The sequence below is a fragment of the Paenibacillus sp. JT22N12 genome, from assembly GCF_056269365.1.
Genome location: NZ_JBWDNU010000012.1, coordinates 21,057 through 35,757, shown reverse-complemented (window position 1 = coordinate 35,757; position 14,701 = coordinate 21,057). Strand labels below are relative to the sequence as shown.

The following is a 14,701-nucleotide window of genomic DNA, read 5'->3' as shown; positions in this document are numbered from 1 at the left end:
ACCTTCACGCATTAGCTTCCAACTAGGAAAGCTAAGACGAGAAGGCTTTGCAAGGTTAGCGAGGAAAAGGTCAAATAATTAATTCCCCAAGCTTGATTAGCTCGACAACCGCTTGCGAACGACCTTTAACGTTCAATTTTTGCATAACGTTAGAAATATGATTCCGCACAGTCTTCTCACTTATAAATAATTGCTGCGCGATATCTCTGGTCGTTTTGTCCTGAACCAATAATTCAAAAACCTCTCGTTCACGATGAGTTAGGAGAAACTTGCTTTTCTGGTCGCTGCCCTTCAATTTTTGTCACCCCTCCTTGCTCGGGTTTTTATGGTTTAACAAGGTTAAGGGATACAGTCAACTTATAATATGAAGAGGCGCATGCAGTGGTGCGGTCGTTCCCAAAATTGGGCGGTATGCAAAAGGAAAAGGCTGCGAGCGTTGCTCGCAGCCTTTTTTCTATTGCTTATTATCGTTCATCTCGGCTTATCCTGCCTAGCGCCGCCAGTACGTTTCGTGGGGGTAGCGGTACTGCAGCGGCTTGGTTTTTTGCCTGATCGCAAAGCCGCCGGTCGGCTTGTAGTCAAACGGTTTCTCCCCGGAGGCATAAGCGGTATGCTTGCGGCGCTCGATGCAGTCATACAGCACATTCTGCTTGAGCGCCAGGTATTCCAGCGTGTGCGGACCGAAGCCCGCCTCAATTTCGCCTGGACGGAATTCATAATAAACCGTACGCCGGAGCGGATTGCCGTCCCCATCCGGAGAGCCGTGCAAAACAAGAATATTATGAAAAATCACATCGCCAGGCTGCATCGGCACGGGGATGGCATCCTCGGTGGAAAAGCCCGGACGTCTGCAGCGTTCATCCGAAGCTTCCGGAGACCAGCTGCTGCTGCCGGGAATCACCCAGAGACAGGTCTGCAAGTCGGCTTCGTCCAAATAAAAATCCACATTAAAAATCGGCCGTTTGTCCTCGCACCCATCCGGAACAGCCGCATCCCGGTGCCAGGGAACAATGACACCCTCATCCGGTGCCTTCAGCACCATCGAATCCCAGGTGGGAATGAAATTGGACCCCTGCAGCTTCTCTACGGAACGGAGAATAAAAGGATGACCCAGCAGCGCCTTCATGGGATCGCTCTTGTCAATCACATATTCAACACGTTTGAGAATCGGTTGGCCTGATTTCACTCCCGTACCGTACATATAGTCGGGATCCCCGCTGACACCGGCCACTCCTTTGTCATACAGCTTGGCCATCTCGGATTGGACGATCCGAAGCTCTTCATCCACCAGAACATGACGAATAACAAGGAAGCCGTTATCCAGGAAAAACTTCGCCTGTTCCTCATTAATGCTGTCCTGAAGCTGTGCATCCGCGATCGGCATTTCCATATTTGACGTGTTCATGCTCGCTCTCTCCTTTTGTGGCATCAGGTAATGGTTTACCTGTAGTATAAGAGATGCGGCAGGTGATGTATTTAGCTTAAAGTAACAATAAGGTTGCCGATATCACACAATAGCTTTTATAATGATAATCAGGTTGACAGCGCTGCCATTATTCTGATGGAGGGACTATGATGTCTGACGTACCGGCTCCCGTTTTCGTTCATTCCCTGCCCGAGCATGCGGCCGGGATGTATTTTTTCCCGCCCTATATTACACTTGCCCATCTGTTTCATTCGCCGGCTGATTGGGGGATTCCGCCGCGCAGGCTTAGCAATTATCAGTTTCAATATGTCGTGGATGGAATGGCGGAATATGAAATTGAAGGCCATAAGATTATGACCCGGCGCGGCGATTTGATTTATCATTCCCCCTATCAGCTGCATGAGCTGCGGAAGCTTCCCGGGGAGCCATATATTTGCCTTTCCATCCTGTTTCATTTTGGCGATACGGAGTACCCTCTCGAACAGCTCCTCGGGGAAAATCGGCTGCTCGGCAACTTCCACGGTCAAGCGATCGAGAAGAAGCTGACGCAGCTTATCACCCACTATCATCAGCCCGGACTTACCCATCATTCGCAGTGTCAGGGGCTTCTTATGGAGCTTCTCTCGGACTTGTCCAATTGGAAAAAAGACCGGGAGACGAAGACGGAAGGCCAGCAGAAAATCAAAACCAAAATGGTGTTGATCCGCAATTTTATCGCTGCCCATTATAACCGCGAGATTACGCATCATGAGCTGGAGGAGCTGTCCGGTCTGAGCCGCAATTACATCATTCTCAAGTTTCGCTCCGCATTTGGCGTGACGCCGTTCGAGTATTTAAGCCGTGTCCGGATTGAACGTGCCAAGGAGCTTGCGCTGCAAACCAAGATGTCGATCAGCGAGATTGCCTGCGCCGTCGGTTATGCCGATGTTCATACTTTTGGACGCATGTTCAAAAACAAAATGGGAACCAGCCTCAGCCAGTTTTGTTCCTCATTGGTAACCGATTAAGAGCATCAATGCACAAGAGGATAAAATAGTTGGATTCATGGATTCACGGAATGCTGTTCCAATCATCAGGGAATAACATGAATATCCTTCGACCGGTAAAACAAAAACAACAACCCATGCGGCAGGCTGCCGGCAGAGATTGTTGTCAGTTCCAATCAGAGAAATTTATGGTTTGGGCCGGACAGGGAACACACGGTCAACCATGGCATTGAATTCGGTAATAAAGGCCTGAATGGGATGGCCGGATTTCACATCTTCCGAATAGGAGCTCATGCGGTGAACGAAATCCGGCGAGGCCGACACATATACATGCTCGATTTGAGGCGCTATCTGTTTTACTTTATGGGCTACCTTTTGCTTCAAGCCATGCGCCAATTCCTTGCCGTGATGTTCCGGCATGGTATTCGCAAGAGGCCGCATATAGCTTTGGGCGGTTCTGCCCTTGGGCAGATTTTTTTCCATGACGGTGCCGTGCTGCGTATGAGTTGAGGAATCCTTCAAGGTTACGGCAACATAAGCGTTGTTATCCGTCAGCATCACAAACGATTTGTCCACCTCTTCCATGGCAGCGATCCGGGCCGCGATGTCGCTGCTCATTTCCAGGCGGTAATTTTTATGGGCGCCAATGATATTATTGCTGTTGAGCCTTCGGCCGTCCATACGATTCATTTCATTCATCTGATCGTTGGCGAAGCGCTTATTCATGATACGGTTGCCATTCATGTCGTAGGTAATGCTGTTTTGCCGGATGTTCTTGTTTCCAAGCTCTCCGTGCTTGTCCGAACAGCCGGCGAGCATTGTTGTTGCAGCCACTGCCATGAGCATGATCCATTTGCGCTGCATATGCCATCCTCCGTTTCGTAACTTATGTTGCGGCCCGCTTATAGCGTTCGCCGAACGGGGAGGCTCTATGCTGGTAACTTTTTTAGATCAACCGGACATCCTCATGTTGTGATGCTGGACGCGAACCAGTTGAACCGGCTCCTTCATTCCCTTCAATGCGGCAACAAAGGAATGTGAGCTGTAGGAATCGGCAGCAATCTCAATCCTCCGGAAAAGCTGGTTGTACATATTGGCTTCCAGCACGATTTCCCCGGGATTGCCCAAAGCCTGAATCCGCGCCGCCATATTGACTGTCCGCCCAAAATAATCATTGCGCCCGTTCATGCCGACCGCCACCGCCGGACCGTGATGGAGCCCTATGCGAAGGTCCAATCCATCTTCTGCCTGCCAGGACTTCTGGATATCCAGAGCAGCTGCCATGCCGTCCTCCGCCCGGTCAAATACAGCCATCACAGCATCCCCGATGGTTTTGACAACCGCTCCTCCATGAAGCTCGATCGTCTCTGACAAGAAGTCGAACATTTGCCTGACATATCCATACGCGCTGGCGTCTCCAACCCGTTCATAATAAGCCGTGGAGCCGCAAAGATCGGTAAACAGGACAGTAAGGCTGGAAATTCCCGCTTGCTGTCCGGGTGCAAGCACATCCGATGAGAACAGGCTGCGAAATTCGGGCAGCAGGGTCACATGAGAAGCTGTCGCCACGAGATCATCCCAGCCTTCGCGTTCAATAACGACAATCACCTCATGATCGCGTTCATTTGCGATCCGGATGCCGCCGCCACAATAACCGGCCGCACTCTCCTGTGCCCAGCCCTGTTTATTTATAGTAACCTCCGTTACTGGATGACTATCCTTATCATGCTGCTGTTCTTGCGGAGCGGAATCAAGCTTCAAATGAATCCATTCATTGCTGCGCAGAATGCGTATTTTCCAGTTAATGTCTTGTTCAGGCAGCTCCAAGTCCGTACGTTCTCCGGAACCTATCAGACGCTGCGTGAAGATATGGGGCGAGAAGGCCGGAGCCCCTATGCAATAGACAGCCCGCGCGGAACGCCGGATTTCCGGATGTACGAAGAAGCAGAGCTCAACATAACGGTCGAACATTGCCTCGTAATCGATTCCGCACCATTCGCAGTGATACCGTTCATGAATTGCGGAAAGCCGGTCAGCCCCCGTTTCAGCAACGCGGCAATTGGGGCAAATGAGCCGCCACTCCATATTGAACATGCCCTGCGTAGTCGCATGAAGCAGGAGCTTCAGCACCTCATTTCGCTCTGCTTTCCACTTGGCGGCCAGAACAAATGGCCTGATATCCGCTGTGTCGTCCTCATGCCCGTTCAGGACAAGCATTTCAAGCTCCTGCAGCAGAGTCTGCTTAAAACCCAGGGGAGCAAGCCGCTCCATCAGCTCGGATAGTCTCTGCGCATTCACGCCTGGCGCATGCGGCGCTTTGCCGGCAGCAGGCAGGCTCGGGACTCGATTGTAAGAATCAGCCGCAATTGCTCTTTCAATATATTGAAAGGTCTTCTTCATCGACTGGCTGGCGAGCAGCCTCACAGGTAGGTACATGGCCCAATTAGCGGTAGTAACTGTAGAGTACAGCTTCACATTAGTGAGCGGCTCTCCATCCCCGCCGTTATCCGCTTCACTGAGCTGAATGCCGGAACGGAATGTTTTCATTGGCCCCCGCGAATAATGACGGTAGACCTCATACCAATGGCGTTCCTGCCATTCAAACGGATATTCCTGCCATTCCATAGGCAGCAGACGCAGCGCGGTTGATTTCATTGCCCGGCTTATGGAACGGTGATCGCGCAGCTCCCCGCGAATGACGGGATCGAGCCCGATTGCCCGGTTTATACGATTCGTATTAGAGAGAATTTCCCATATGCGGGATTTGGAAAGCGCAAATTGTTTCTCCATGACCAAATGAACCTCCGGTTTTCCATTGCCCACCCACCTTCCTCCGTTCTCATGCCGTAAATTGACGAATTTTGTCGTATAAATAGTGTACCTTACCTTCATTGACAGCACCATTGCTTTTAAGTTAAAGTATAAATTAGAACCTGGTACTAATACCTGATATCAAGGAGACGATAAAATGACGCTTTCCGCCCTTAAATCGCAAACCAAGCTTACCGCATTTGGCGTTTATGTACCCGATCGGATACTCACGAACAATGATATGGAGAAGCTCGTGGACACAAGCGACGAGTGGATTGTCCAACGCACCGGCATCAGGGAGCGGCGCATATCGGCCGATGATGAATACTGCAGCGACTTGTGCTACGCTGCTGTCGCCAATATGCAAGCGCGTTATGCAGTGAACCTTGCGGATGTGGATTATATCATCGTGGCAACTTCCACCCCGGATACGTTCTTCCCCAGCATGGCTGCCAGAGTTCAGGCCAAATTCGGCATCCGTTCATGCGGTGCGCTGGATATTCAGGCCGCATGCGCCGGCTTCGTCGCCGCGCTTCAGCTGGCCAACGGACTGCTGCTGACAGGCGTTCACCGTAAAATACTCATTATCGGAGCGGATGCCTTATCCAAAGCGACCGATTACACCGACCGTTCCACCTGCATCCTCTTTGGCGACGGGGCTGGCGCTGCGCTGCTGGAGTGGACCGAGGATGGCACGCTGCTTGGCTCCTATACCGCAACCAGCGGAGCGAGCGGTCATCATTTATATCGCTCAAGCCTCTCTGCCGATATTGATGGGCATCCTATTCAAACTACTGGCAAAATTGTTCAGGATGGCCGCGAGGTGTACAAATGGGCGGTAACCCAGGTGCCCAAAGGAATAACCGCTTTGCTGGAGAACAACGGCCGGACAACGGAGGAGATAGACTGGTTCGTTCCCCACAGCGCCAACATGCGCATCGTGGAATCCGTCTGCGAGCGAACGGGCATACCGCTTGAGAAAACCTTGGCAAGCATGGAGCTGTTCGGCAACACCTCTGCCGCATCCATACCGCTTGCGCTTGATTTGGCCATCCGCGACGGTCGTATAAATAAAGGGGATCTCTGTCTGCTTTATGGTTTTGGCGGCGGGTTGACCGAAGCGGCCGTCCTTCTTGAATGGAGCCTGTAATTCTTACCTGCCCGTAAGCGGCTATTTCCCACCCGATCGTTATTCATGTCCTGTCAATTGCCATGACAGGACAAGGAACCATACCAGAGGCGCTGTTTCAGACATACTATGGAACATATAGATGCTGCGGGATGGAATAACGAAGGAGGAATGATAGATGAAGCTGCTGTTTACCTATTATGTGCCAAGCGGAGGAATTGAGACTCTTAACCGGCTTCGCTGCAGAGCTTTACGGATGGTTGGAATAGAGGCTCATGTCCTCTATTTGTGGGATGGCGCCGGACGGCAAAACATGGCAGAGGTCTCACATTTCATTACAAATGACGACAATGAAATCCGCAACGTTCTTGCAGCAGGGAATTACAACGCAATCGTTGTTACCTGCGATCATTTGATGCTGCAGAGGATCAGAGGCCTTGGCTATACGGGAGCGCTGTTGTATGAAGCGCAGGGCCTTGGCACTCGTGAGCAAGCAAGCGGTACGCTTGCTTTTGCCTCCCTTTTCATCCGATTGTACGCACAGGCCGCTATCAGCCCCCCCACTTCACACCTTATGGAGCTTTTTCAAGCCCATCTTTCCGACATTCCAAGATTCTATGTGCAAAATATGATAGATACCGATCGCTTTACGTACCAGCATGCGCAATGGCTGAACCCTTCCGGGGCGCCTATCGTGGGCTGGATTGGCCGGCTTGAAGCCAACAAGAACTGGCGGCTCTTCCTCTCTATTGCCGCAGCTCTCAAGATGAAAAAGCCGCTCCTCCAAATATGGATGTTCGAGGATGCTTTTATTTTCGAACCGGGAGAGCGGGATGCCTTCAACAATCTGGTACATGAGCTTCATCTGGCGCCTAACCTTGTTGTGCGGTCCAATGTTCCCCATGATCATATGCCTCTTTATTTATCTGCTATCGGAGATTCCGGAGGGATGGTGATTTCCACCTCCTTCATTGAGGGCTTCGGATATGCCGTTGCGGAAGCCATGAGCTGCCGCTGTCCCGTGCTGTCCACTGATTCTGATGGCGTCCGCACTTTTATTGAGCACAACCGCACAGGAAAATTTTTCATGTCGCGAACGGTTGAGGAGGGCGTAAGGGAAGCCGGGCTGATGATGAAAAACCGCGCCCATACCGAGCAAATGCGCGAGCAGGCCCAGCAGCATATCCGCAGCCATTTCTCATTGGCCCGTTACGCCGCAGATATGGTGAATATATTGGTTGCACTTGGGCTTCGCGCATACAACTGAGGCTGCCCCGATCTCCGGGCCGCTCCAGACCGTGTGCATGCATGACACGCAATATGGTCGAATGCATGCCGCCAATTGCCGTGCCTGCATATACCCTGTCCTCATATACTGGGAAGAAAAAAGGATGTGAGGTGAGAGATAATGACTCCGAAAGTATCTATCATTATACCTTTCTATAATGATCCTTATATTGATCAGGCCGTGATGAGCGCCTTGTACCAGACCTATCCCAATATCGAAATTATCGTCGTGGATGACGGATCAACCCTGCATCAGCACCTGCTTGCCCCTTTCCTGTCCCGCATACATTATTTGGGCAAAGCAAATGGCGGGACTGCGAGCGCGCTCAATTACGGCATGAGAATGGCAAGCGGCAAGTATGTGGCCTGGCTCAGCTCGGATGACCGTTTCAGCCCTGAGAAGATAGCCAGGCAGGTCGATTACATGGAGCGGACAAACGCTCAGATCAGCCATACGGATTACGATCTGATGAACGAGAATGGGGTTATCACGGCGATGGCGGCATCAGCCAAATACGCCTCTGCCAAGGCCTTTATCTCTGAGCTTCGCCATGGCTGCCCCGTCAACGGCTGTACGATCATGATGACCAGGGAGCTGATTCAATCCATCGGCTGGTTTAATGAATCGCTTCCCTACACCCATGATTACGATCTGTGGATCAGAATCATATTATCGGGGATAGACTTTCATTTCATCAACGAAAGATTAACGATCTACCGGCAGCATCCGCAAATGGGCACCGTGAAGCACTTTGACACCATAGTCAAGGAAGCAACCCATGTCAGCCAGCTTTACGCCGGCAGGATGAATGCCCTGGTTGCGTCGCTTCCGGGATAGGATAATCAGACGTTTGCGGCAGCACGGAGCGATGGTCCTGGAAAAAAGCAAAACACCCCGCAGCTCGATGCGGGGTGTTTTGCTTTTGCTCTGTTCTGCAAGCTTCATAACGTTTGATCCCGACGACCGGGTTATGGCAATTCAAGCGCCTCGACCTGCTTCCAGGCCGATTCGATATCCGCCATCAAGTCCTCCGGCTCCTCCAGTCCGATATAAATCCGGACAACGACACGCGGACTGTCCGCTGGAGCAGAATTTAGCTTGTTCACCGTTACAAGACTTTCGAATCCGCCCCAGCTAACCGCGATTTTGAAATATTTCAAGCGGTTCGCCCATTCCTTGATCCGGCTGAGCTCCATTGTGGATTCAAAAGAAAAGAGACTTGTGCTTCCGGACATCTGGGTCATAGCCAGCTGATGCTGGGGATGGGATTCCAGCCCCGGATGATTCACTTTGACCACAAAGGGCAAGGTTTGCATAAAAGCGGCTACCTTCAGCGCGCTGGCTTCATGCCTCCTCAGACGCAGCGGCAGAGTCCGCAGCCCTTTGGATACAAGCGCTGCCGTTTGCGGCGTCATGATGCCGCCGAACAGCATGTATTCTTTATTAAACAAGGCCTTGATTATGGCCGCCGATCCGATCACCACGCCGCCGATACAGTCGCTGTGCCCGCCGATATATTTCGATATCGAATGAACCGAGAGGTCCACGCCGAGCTGAAGCGGCTTTTGGAACACCGGCGTAGCCCATGTATTGTCAATGATTGTCAAGGCACCGATGCTCTTGGCCAATGTCGTGCATGCCCGGATGTCCTGAAGCTGAAACAGCTGCGTCGTCGGACTTTCCAGATAAAACATTCTCGTATTGGGACGTACCGCTTCTTCCCACGCCTCGATACGGCTTCCGTCCACGAAGGTTGTCTCAATGCCGAACTTCTGCAGATACCCGCCTAGAAATTCGCGCGTCGGACCGTACACCTGATTCACGCATATAATATGATCACCTTGACTGACAGTGTACAGAATCGCTGCCGTTATGGCAGCCATCCCCGACGAGAAGCACTTGGCCTCTTCCGCTTCTTCCAGATCGGCAATCTTATTCTCCAGATACCGCACCGTCGGATTATGACCGCGGGAGTAGACGGGAATGGCCTGCAGATCCTGGAAGGCCTGGTCGAACTGATCGTAATTTTCAAAGGCAAACAGGCTGTTCTGGTAGATCGGGGTATGGATGGCGCCATAATGTCTGGTGTCAATCGGATCATAAACAACCCGGGTATACTCGCTCACCTTTTTTGTTTCGGTGTCTGCAGTTGATTCTCCCATTGAATGACTCACCCTTTTTCCGCTCCTTGTGTCAAGCCTTCTACAATAAACCGCTGAGCTACAGCGAACAGCAGGATTGTGGGGATAACCGACAGAACGGTACCGGCGGACATGGAGCCCCAATCCACATCATATTTCAATACAAAAGAATTCATCGCCACAGGAAGCGTCTTGAGCGCATCGGTGTCAATAAACATCACCGCCATAAACAGCTCATTCCAGTTCTGTACAAAAGCGAAAATAAACGTTGAAGCGATTCCCGGCAGCATGACAGGAATAATAATGCGGAATAATGCTGAGAGCCTTGAACAGCCGTCGATCATGGCCGCTTCCTCCAGGCTGGATGGAATACGCTGGAAAAACCCGCGCAGCAGAATGGTGGAGAACGGGATCAAGGATACCGTGTACATGAGCACGAGCGAAATGCGGTTGTTGATCAGATCCAGCCGGCTCATCAGGAGATACAACGGCGCCAGCGCGACAAAGCCCGGCAGCATTTGCGTCAGGAAGAAGCCAAGCATGATCTGCTTGTGTCCGCGAAAGCGAAAGCGGGCCATAACATAAGCGCTGAGAATCGCGATAATCAGGACAACGACTGCGGCGGACACTGCAATCAGCAGGCTGTTGCCCATGTAAATGTGAAATTTGGAGATTTTGAAAATATTCGCATAGTTGCTAAAGGTCAGTTCCTTGGGCCAATACCGCAGCGGGAACGAGAAAATATCTTTTTGCGGCTTCAGGGAGGTAATGACGATCCAGTACAGCGGAAATACCATGACGAGAAAGTTAAGCGCCAGGAACAGGATTTTGGATATCAGAAGCACACGAGATTTCATCAAAAATCCCCCACTTTCTCAGACCTCGTCACGGAAAGATAAAATATCGTATACATAAGCAGGAGCACAATCATGATGACGCCGACAGCCGATGCCGCCCCGTAATCTCCGCCATAAATGATTTTGTCCAGCATGAACGAGGATAAAATATGCGTCGAGCCCGCAGGTCCGCCGTTCGTCATTCCGTAAATAATAGCCGGATCATTGAAAATCCAGATTGCTCTGAGCAGCGTCGTGGTAATGATCGTCGGGAAAATATAAGGCAGCGTCACGTTGAAAAATTTGCGCGAGGCATTGGCTCCGTCCATATCCGCCGCTTCATACAGCTCCGATGGCACCGATTGCAGAGCAGCCAGCAGCATAATGGCAAAGAAGGCGATTCCATACCAGATATTGACGACAATTACCGAGAACAACGCCCAATTCGGATCCGACAGAAACCCTATGCGAACATCAATGATGCCAAGACGGAGCAGGATATCATTGATAACGCCAAGCTGCGAGTTGAACATCCATTTCCAGATCAACCCGATGAGAAATCCCGAAAGCGCCCATGAGTAGAAGACGAATCCCTGATATACTCCCCGTCCGCGAAACGGCTTGCGCAGCACCATCGCCAGCAGCAATCCGAACAGAAACTGGAATACCAGCGAGAATCCGACCCAATAAGCGCTGTTGGATAAAGCGGTCAGAAATTTAGGGTCTTTAAAAGCTGCGGTAAAATTGTCGAACCCGACGAATTGGATGTTTCGAAGGTCGAAGAGTTTATAATCCTGGAAGGCCATAATAATCCCTTTGATAAAGGGGTAATACGTAAATACCAGGACCAGCACCAGCGCTGGCAGAAGACTGAGTCCGATGAACATTTTCTGATTTTTCAACAGGCGCACCACCTTGGATAAAAGCGTAATGGACGGCTTATGCGTGCGGCCGCCCATTACCTTTTGTATATTATTTATTTACCTGTTAAGCGTCTCTTATTTGAGCTTGGATTTCTGGTCAACCCAGAAGTCATTCCACTTCTTAAGCGTATCTTCGACAGTAGTCTGGCCAAGCAGCAGCGATTGCTGGCTTTCCATGCTGACCTGAGACCATTGGCCGGTTCCCGGATATTGGAACGCCGGTTTGTAGTTCACGAAGGTTTCAGGCATGTTGCTGGCGTCGATGAGCGTTTTGTACGGTCCTGTTTTGAAGAACTCATCTTCCGTTGCACTTGTGTGAATCGGAATCAAACCGTAGTCTTTGGAGAAAGCGGTATTTTGCTCTGGATTCGACAGGAAGGCAATCAGCTTCCAGGCTTCTTCCTTATGCTCGGAGAAGGACGCAATCCCCCAGCCCGCTCCGCCTGCAGCGATCAACGCTTTGCCGGAAGGGCCGGTTGGCATTGGGGCAGTTGCCCAGGTGCCTTCCTCCATTTTTTCCTGCAGGGACTGAATAACGTCCGGATCTTGAAGAAGGATAGCGGTTACACCGGAAGTAAAGGATTGAACCTGTTCCTGGAAGCCCCAGTTGATGGAATCCGGAGGAGATGCTTCTTTATACAGCTTTACATACAAGTCCATCGCGTCTTTGGCTGCAGGCGAGGAGAAGATGGATGAACCGTCTTTCAGGAACATCGAATCCTCCAGATTCACGTTGTCCGCATTGTAAGTAAGGACCATGGCGTCGCTGTTTCCGTTGGAACCAGGGCCTCCACGGAAGGAGAAGCCATAGCGGTTCTTGGAAGCATCCGTAAGCTTCTTGCTGGTTTCATACAGCTCCTGCCAGGTTTTTGGAGCCTCCAGTCCAGCTTCTTTAAACCAGTCTGCACGGTAGTACATCTGTCTTTCATACAAGCCGTTCGGTACGAAGTACAGCTTGTCTCCCAATGAGCCAAGCGATTTTGGAACGGCGCCGACTGTTGCATAATCCGACCACGCGTCCGCATATTCGTTTAATGGAGCGATATAATCATTATTCACATACTCGGCAATATTGAGATCCCGCACTTCAAGGATATCGATATCTTCTTTGGCTGCAAGCATCGTTCTGATCTTGTTGTCAGCCTGGTCAAGCGGTGGAGAGATCAATTCAACAGAAATGTTAGGATTCGCATCCTCGAACTTGCCGATCATGGCGTTAAGTAATTCGGTACGTTTAGGACTTGTCAAGCTTTCGATCATGCGTAATTTGACTTTTTCTCCGCCATTAGCGGCACCTGCGTTTCCATTCCCGCTGTTCTCATTCTTGCTTCCGCAAGCGCTTAACACGCCGGCTACAAGAATGAAAGCAATCAGCAATGCAAAGCCTTTTCTGGTCTTCTTCATTCTACACGACCCCTCCCCAACACATGTATCATACAGTCATCCTGTCTGATAGGTTGATTATAAATGGGATTGTTTTGAATTGTCAATCAAATATATACAATTTGTAAAAATGAATCGAATGCTGTCGAATCAAAAAAATGAATAGTGCTGAATGCCTGCTTTATGCTTCCGTGCTTTTAAATTGTTTTATAATAATTTCGATGGCGTTCATAAGTTTGTTAAATTCTTCCATGGCAGTTTCCGTATCATGGGAGGCAATCGCATCAAACATCGTAAAATGAAATTCGTACGTGGCGTCGAACAGCTGCTTGTCGCCCAGCGGATCATTGAAAAATTTCTCATACAGCTCGGAAACGGAATTCAGCACGGTCTCCAGAATCGGATTATTGGCTGCCTTGATAATGTGGCGGTGAAAGGTCAGATCCACCTGCGACGTGTCCGCCCCGCTCTCCTTGAGCCTGCGGTATTCCTCGAGACATCTTCGTACTTCCTTCACCCTGCCGGCTGTAATCCGCTGCGACGCAAGCTCGACAGCTTTGCCCTCCAGTGCTTTCCGCACTTCAAGAATGGCGAGCAGCGACTGCTTCTCCCGCTCGACCTTCACCTTGCCCGAGAACCGGAATGTATCCACTTCCAGTACGAATATTCCCTTGCCATTCTCGACGCGGATAATTTCCATCGCCTCCAGGTAACGGAGCGCTTCGCGCATGGAAGATCTGCCTACACCGAACATTTGGGTCATTTCCGTGACGGAAGGCAGTTTATCTCCCTCCTTAAGCTTCTCGTCGTGAATATAGTTTTGAATCTCCTGCGATACCTGTTCGTGCACGAGAATCTTTTGAATTTTATGAACAGCCATCTGTTTCACTTACCCTTCTACCTATCAGATAGGTCAATAATAGGTGATACTCACATACCATGTCAATATTGATCTTTTGAGCATATTCAGGTTTTCTCATCGGAGCCTCATTATCTGCTGATTCTGCGGGAACGCTTACTCTCAGAGCGCACATCGGCATTGGACGTTATATAGCCAAGCTGTGTCAGATACAGTTCCCAGCGTTTCCCGTATTTCTCATAGACAGCTTCCACTTCCCTTGCGATAGCCGCGCTATGACGCACCGTGCCCATGGCCTCATGCATGCGGTAATCCATCAGCGCTTCAGGGGTCAAATGCAGCGGAATACCCGTCAGCAGCACCCGGAACCAGTAATCCAGATCATGGGTATACGGAAGCGATTCCTCGAACTTCCCGATCAGGCGGAATAACGATTGATGCATCATGACGGTAGAGCCGTTAACGGGATTGCTTTTTTGCAAAGCGCGGTACAATTCTCCCGACTCGTATCCCGGCGGAATGATTGAAGTCCTCGTCAGGCTGCCTGCAGCGTCCATCTGGTTGAAGCCCGTATGGCCAATCAAGGCTCCGCTCCTGATCATCGCATCCAGTTGTCTCTCCACTTTGCCGGAATGAAACCGGTCATCCGAGCTGAGCCAGGCGATATATTCACCGGTTGCATAACGAAAGCCGTGATTAAGCGCGCTGGCGGTTCCTCCGTTTGCTTTTCCCAGATAGTAGATTCGGTTCAGGTAGGGGGCCACCTTATCCTGGTGCAGCGTGGAGCCGTCATCGACCACGATAATTTCCAGATTGTCATAGCTCTGAGCCAGAGCGCTGTCGATGGCTTCCCCCACATACGGATCGTTATAAAAAGGAATCACGATGGTTACTTTCGGCCGTTTGATTTCCAAATTCA

Annotated in this window: 14 protein-coding genes; 4 read left to right on the top strand and 10 right to left on the bottom strand. The window is 50.7% G+C overall.

Annotated elements, in window-relative coordinates; genetic code table 11:
• Positions 1–70: 70 nt before the first annotated feature.
• Positions 71–295, bottom strand: coding sequence for a helix-turn-helix domain-containing protein (locus tag AC0YOA_RS30045; RefSeq protein WP_210037248.1), 225 nt, complete (start codon positions 293–295; stop codon positions 71–73).
• Between the two features lie 195 nt (positions 296–490).
• Positions 491–1,405 (bottom strand): phytanoyl-CoA dioxygenase family protein, encoded by a 915-nt coding sequence (locus AC0YOA_RS30040; protein WP_475789754.1) that lies wholly within the window; start codon positions 1,403–1,405, stop codon positions 491–493.
• Between the two features lie 167 nt (positions 1,406–1,572).
• Here AC0YOA_RS30040 and AC0YOA_RS30035 point away from each other — a divergent pair, with 167 nt between their 5' ends.
• Positions 1,573–2,433, top strand: coding sequence for a helix-turn-helix transcriptional regulator (locus AC0YOA_RS30035; protein ID WP_475789753.1), 861 nt, complete (start codon positions 1,573–1,575; stop codon positions 2,431–2,433).
• A 165-nt stretch (positions 2,434–2,598) separates the two neighbouring features.
• On the opposite strand, the gene AC0YOA_RS30030 is transcribed toward AC0YOA_RS30035, so the two are convergent.
• Together AC0YOA_RS30030 and AC0YOA_RS30025 are read right to left on the bottom strand one after the other, a co-directional pair.
• On the bottom strand, positions 2,599–3,276 hold the full coding sequence (locus AC0YOA_RS30030) for a YhcN/YlaJ family sporulation lipoprotein (RefSeq protein WP_475789752.1): 678 nt from the start codon (positions 3,274–3,276) through the stop codon (positions 2,599–2,601).
• A gap of 87 nt (positions 3,277–3,363) precedes the next feature.
• Positions 3,364–5,235, bottom strand: a complete 1,872-nt coding sequence (locus AC0YOA_RS30025; protein ID WP_475789751.1) for an adenylate/guanylate cyclase domain-containing protein — start codon at positions 5,233–5,235, stop codon at positions 3,364–3,366.
• Between the two features lie 145 nt (positions 5,236–5,380).
• On the opposite strand from AC0YOA_RS30025, the gene AC0YOA_RS30020 reads away from it, so the two are divergent.
• The 3 genes from AC0YOA_RS30020 to AC0YOA_RS30010 all read left to right on the top strand — a co-directional run bounded on the left by AC0YOA_RS30020 (position 5,381) and on the right by AC0YOA_RS30010 (position 8,477).
• A complete protein-coding gene (locus AC0YOA_RS30020) occupies positions 5,381–6,373 on the top strand; it encodes a ketoacyl-ACP synthase III (protein ID WP_210037244.1) in 993 nt (330 codons plus the stop codon).
• A 157-nt stretch (positions 6,374–6,530) separates the two neighbouring features.
• Complete coding sequence (locus tag AC0YOA_RS30015; RefSeq protein ID WP_475789750.1) at positions 6,531–7,619, top strand: glycosyltransferase family 4 protein; 1,089 nt, start codon at positions 6,531–6,533, stop codon at positions 7,617–7,619.
• A gap of 141 nt (positions 7,620–7,760) precedes the next feature.
• The gene (locus AC0YOA_RS30010) at positions 7,761–8,477 is read left to right on the top strand and encodes a glycosyltransferase family 2 protein (protein WP_475789749.1); all 717 of its coding nucleotides are present in this window, start codon (positions 7,761–7,763) and stop codon (positions 8,475–8,477) included.
• Between the two features lie 131 nt (positions 8,478–8,608).
• Here the strand turns inward: AC0YOA_RS30010 and AC0YOA_RS30005 are convergent, their stop codons facing one another.
• The 6 genes from AC0YOA_RS30005 to AC0YOA_RS29980 all read right to left on the bottom strand — a co-directional run bounded on the left by AC0YOA_RS30005 (position 8,609) and on the right by AC0YOA_RS29980 (position 14,696).
• Positions 8,609–9,814 (bottom strand): trans-sulfuration enzyme family protein, encoded by a 1,206-nt coding sequence (locus AC0YOA_RS30005; RefSeq protein ID WP_475789748.1) that lies wholly within the window; start codon positions 9,812–9,814, stop codon positions 8,609–8,611.
• Entirely contained in the window at positions 9,811–10,638 is an 828-nt protein-coding gene (locus tag AC0YOA_RS30000) for a carbohydrate ABC transporter permease (protein WP_210037241.1), read from the bottom strand. The genes AC0YOA_RS30005 and AC0YOA_RS30000 overlap by 4 nt, the downstream gene beginning before the upstream one ends.
• Positions 10,638–11,528: a carbohydrate ABC transporter permease gene (locus AC0YOA_RS29995; RefSeq protein WP_379112982.1), complete on the bottom strand. Its 891-nt coding sequence runs from the start codon at positions 11,526–11,528 to the stop codon at positions 10,638–10,640. The genes AC0YOA_RS30000 and AC0YOA_RS29995 overlap by 1 nt, the downstream gene beginning before the upstream one ends.
• An 87-nt stretch (positions 11,529–11,615) precedes the next feature.
• The gene (locus tag AC0YOA_RS29990) at positions 11,616–12,944 is read right to left on the bottom strand and encodes an ABC transporter substrate-binding protein (protein WP_475789747.1); all 1,329 of its coding nucleotides are present in this window, start codon (positions 12,942–12,944) and stop codon (positions 11,616–11,618) included.
• 160 nt (positions 12,945–13,104) lie between these two features.
• Positions 13,105–13,803 (bottom strand): FadR/GntR family transcriptional regulator, encoded by a 699-nt coding sequence (locus AC0YOA_RS29985; protein WP_475789746.1) that lies wholly within the window; start codon positions 13,801–13,803, stop codon positions 13,105–13,107.
• Between the two features lie 110 nt (positions 13,804–13,913).
• Entirely contained in the window at positions 13,914–14,696 is a 783-nt protein-coding gene (locus AC0YOA_RS29980; protein ID WP_475789745.1) for a glycosyltransferase family A protein, read from the bottom strand.
• Positions 14,697–14,701 lie beyond the last annotated feature (5 nt).

What these genes read in the sequence shown, in the direction of transcription:
- AC0YOA_RS30040 (WP_475789754.1), bottom strand. Translation starts at nt 1,405, where the DNA reads ATGAACACGTCAAATATGGAAATGCCGATCGCGGATGCACAGCTTCAG.
- AC0YOA_RS30035 (WP_475789753.1), top strand. Translation starts at nt 1,573, where the DNA reads ATGATGTCTGACGTACCGGCTCCCGTTTTCGTTCATTCCCTGCCCGAG.
- AC0YOA_RS30030 (WP_475789752.1), bottom strand. Translation starts at nt 3,276, where the DNA reads ATGCAGCGCAAATGGATCATGCTCATGGCAGTGGCTGCAACAACAATG.
- AC0YOA_RS30020 (WP_210037244.1), top strand. Translation starts at nt 5,381, where the DNA reads ATGACGCTTTCCGCCCTTAAATCGCAAACCAAGCTTACCGCATTTGGC.
- AC0YOA_RS30015 (WP_475789750.1), top strand. Translation starts at nt 6,531, where the DNA reads ATGAAGCTGCTGTTTACCTATTATGTGCCAAGCGGAGGAATTGAGACT.
- AC0YOA_RS30010 (WP_475789749.1), top strand. Translation starts at nt 7,761, where the DNA reads ATGACTCCGAAAGTATCTATCATTATACCTTTCTATAATGATCCTTAT.
- AC0YOA_RS30000 (WP_210037241.1), bottom strand. Translation starts at nt 10,638, where the DNA reads ATGAAATCTCGTGTGCTTCTGATATCCAAAATCCTGTTCCTGGCGCTT.
- AC0YOA_RS29990 (WP_475789747.1), bottom strand. Translation starts at nt 12,944, where the DNA reads ATGAAGAAGACCAGAAAAGGCTTTGCATTGCTGATTGCTTTCATTCTT.
- AC0YOA_RS29985 (WP_475789746.1), bottom strand. Translation starts at nt 13,803, where the DNA reads ATGGCTGTTCATAAAATTCAAAAGATTCTCGTGCACGAACAGGTATCG.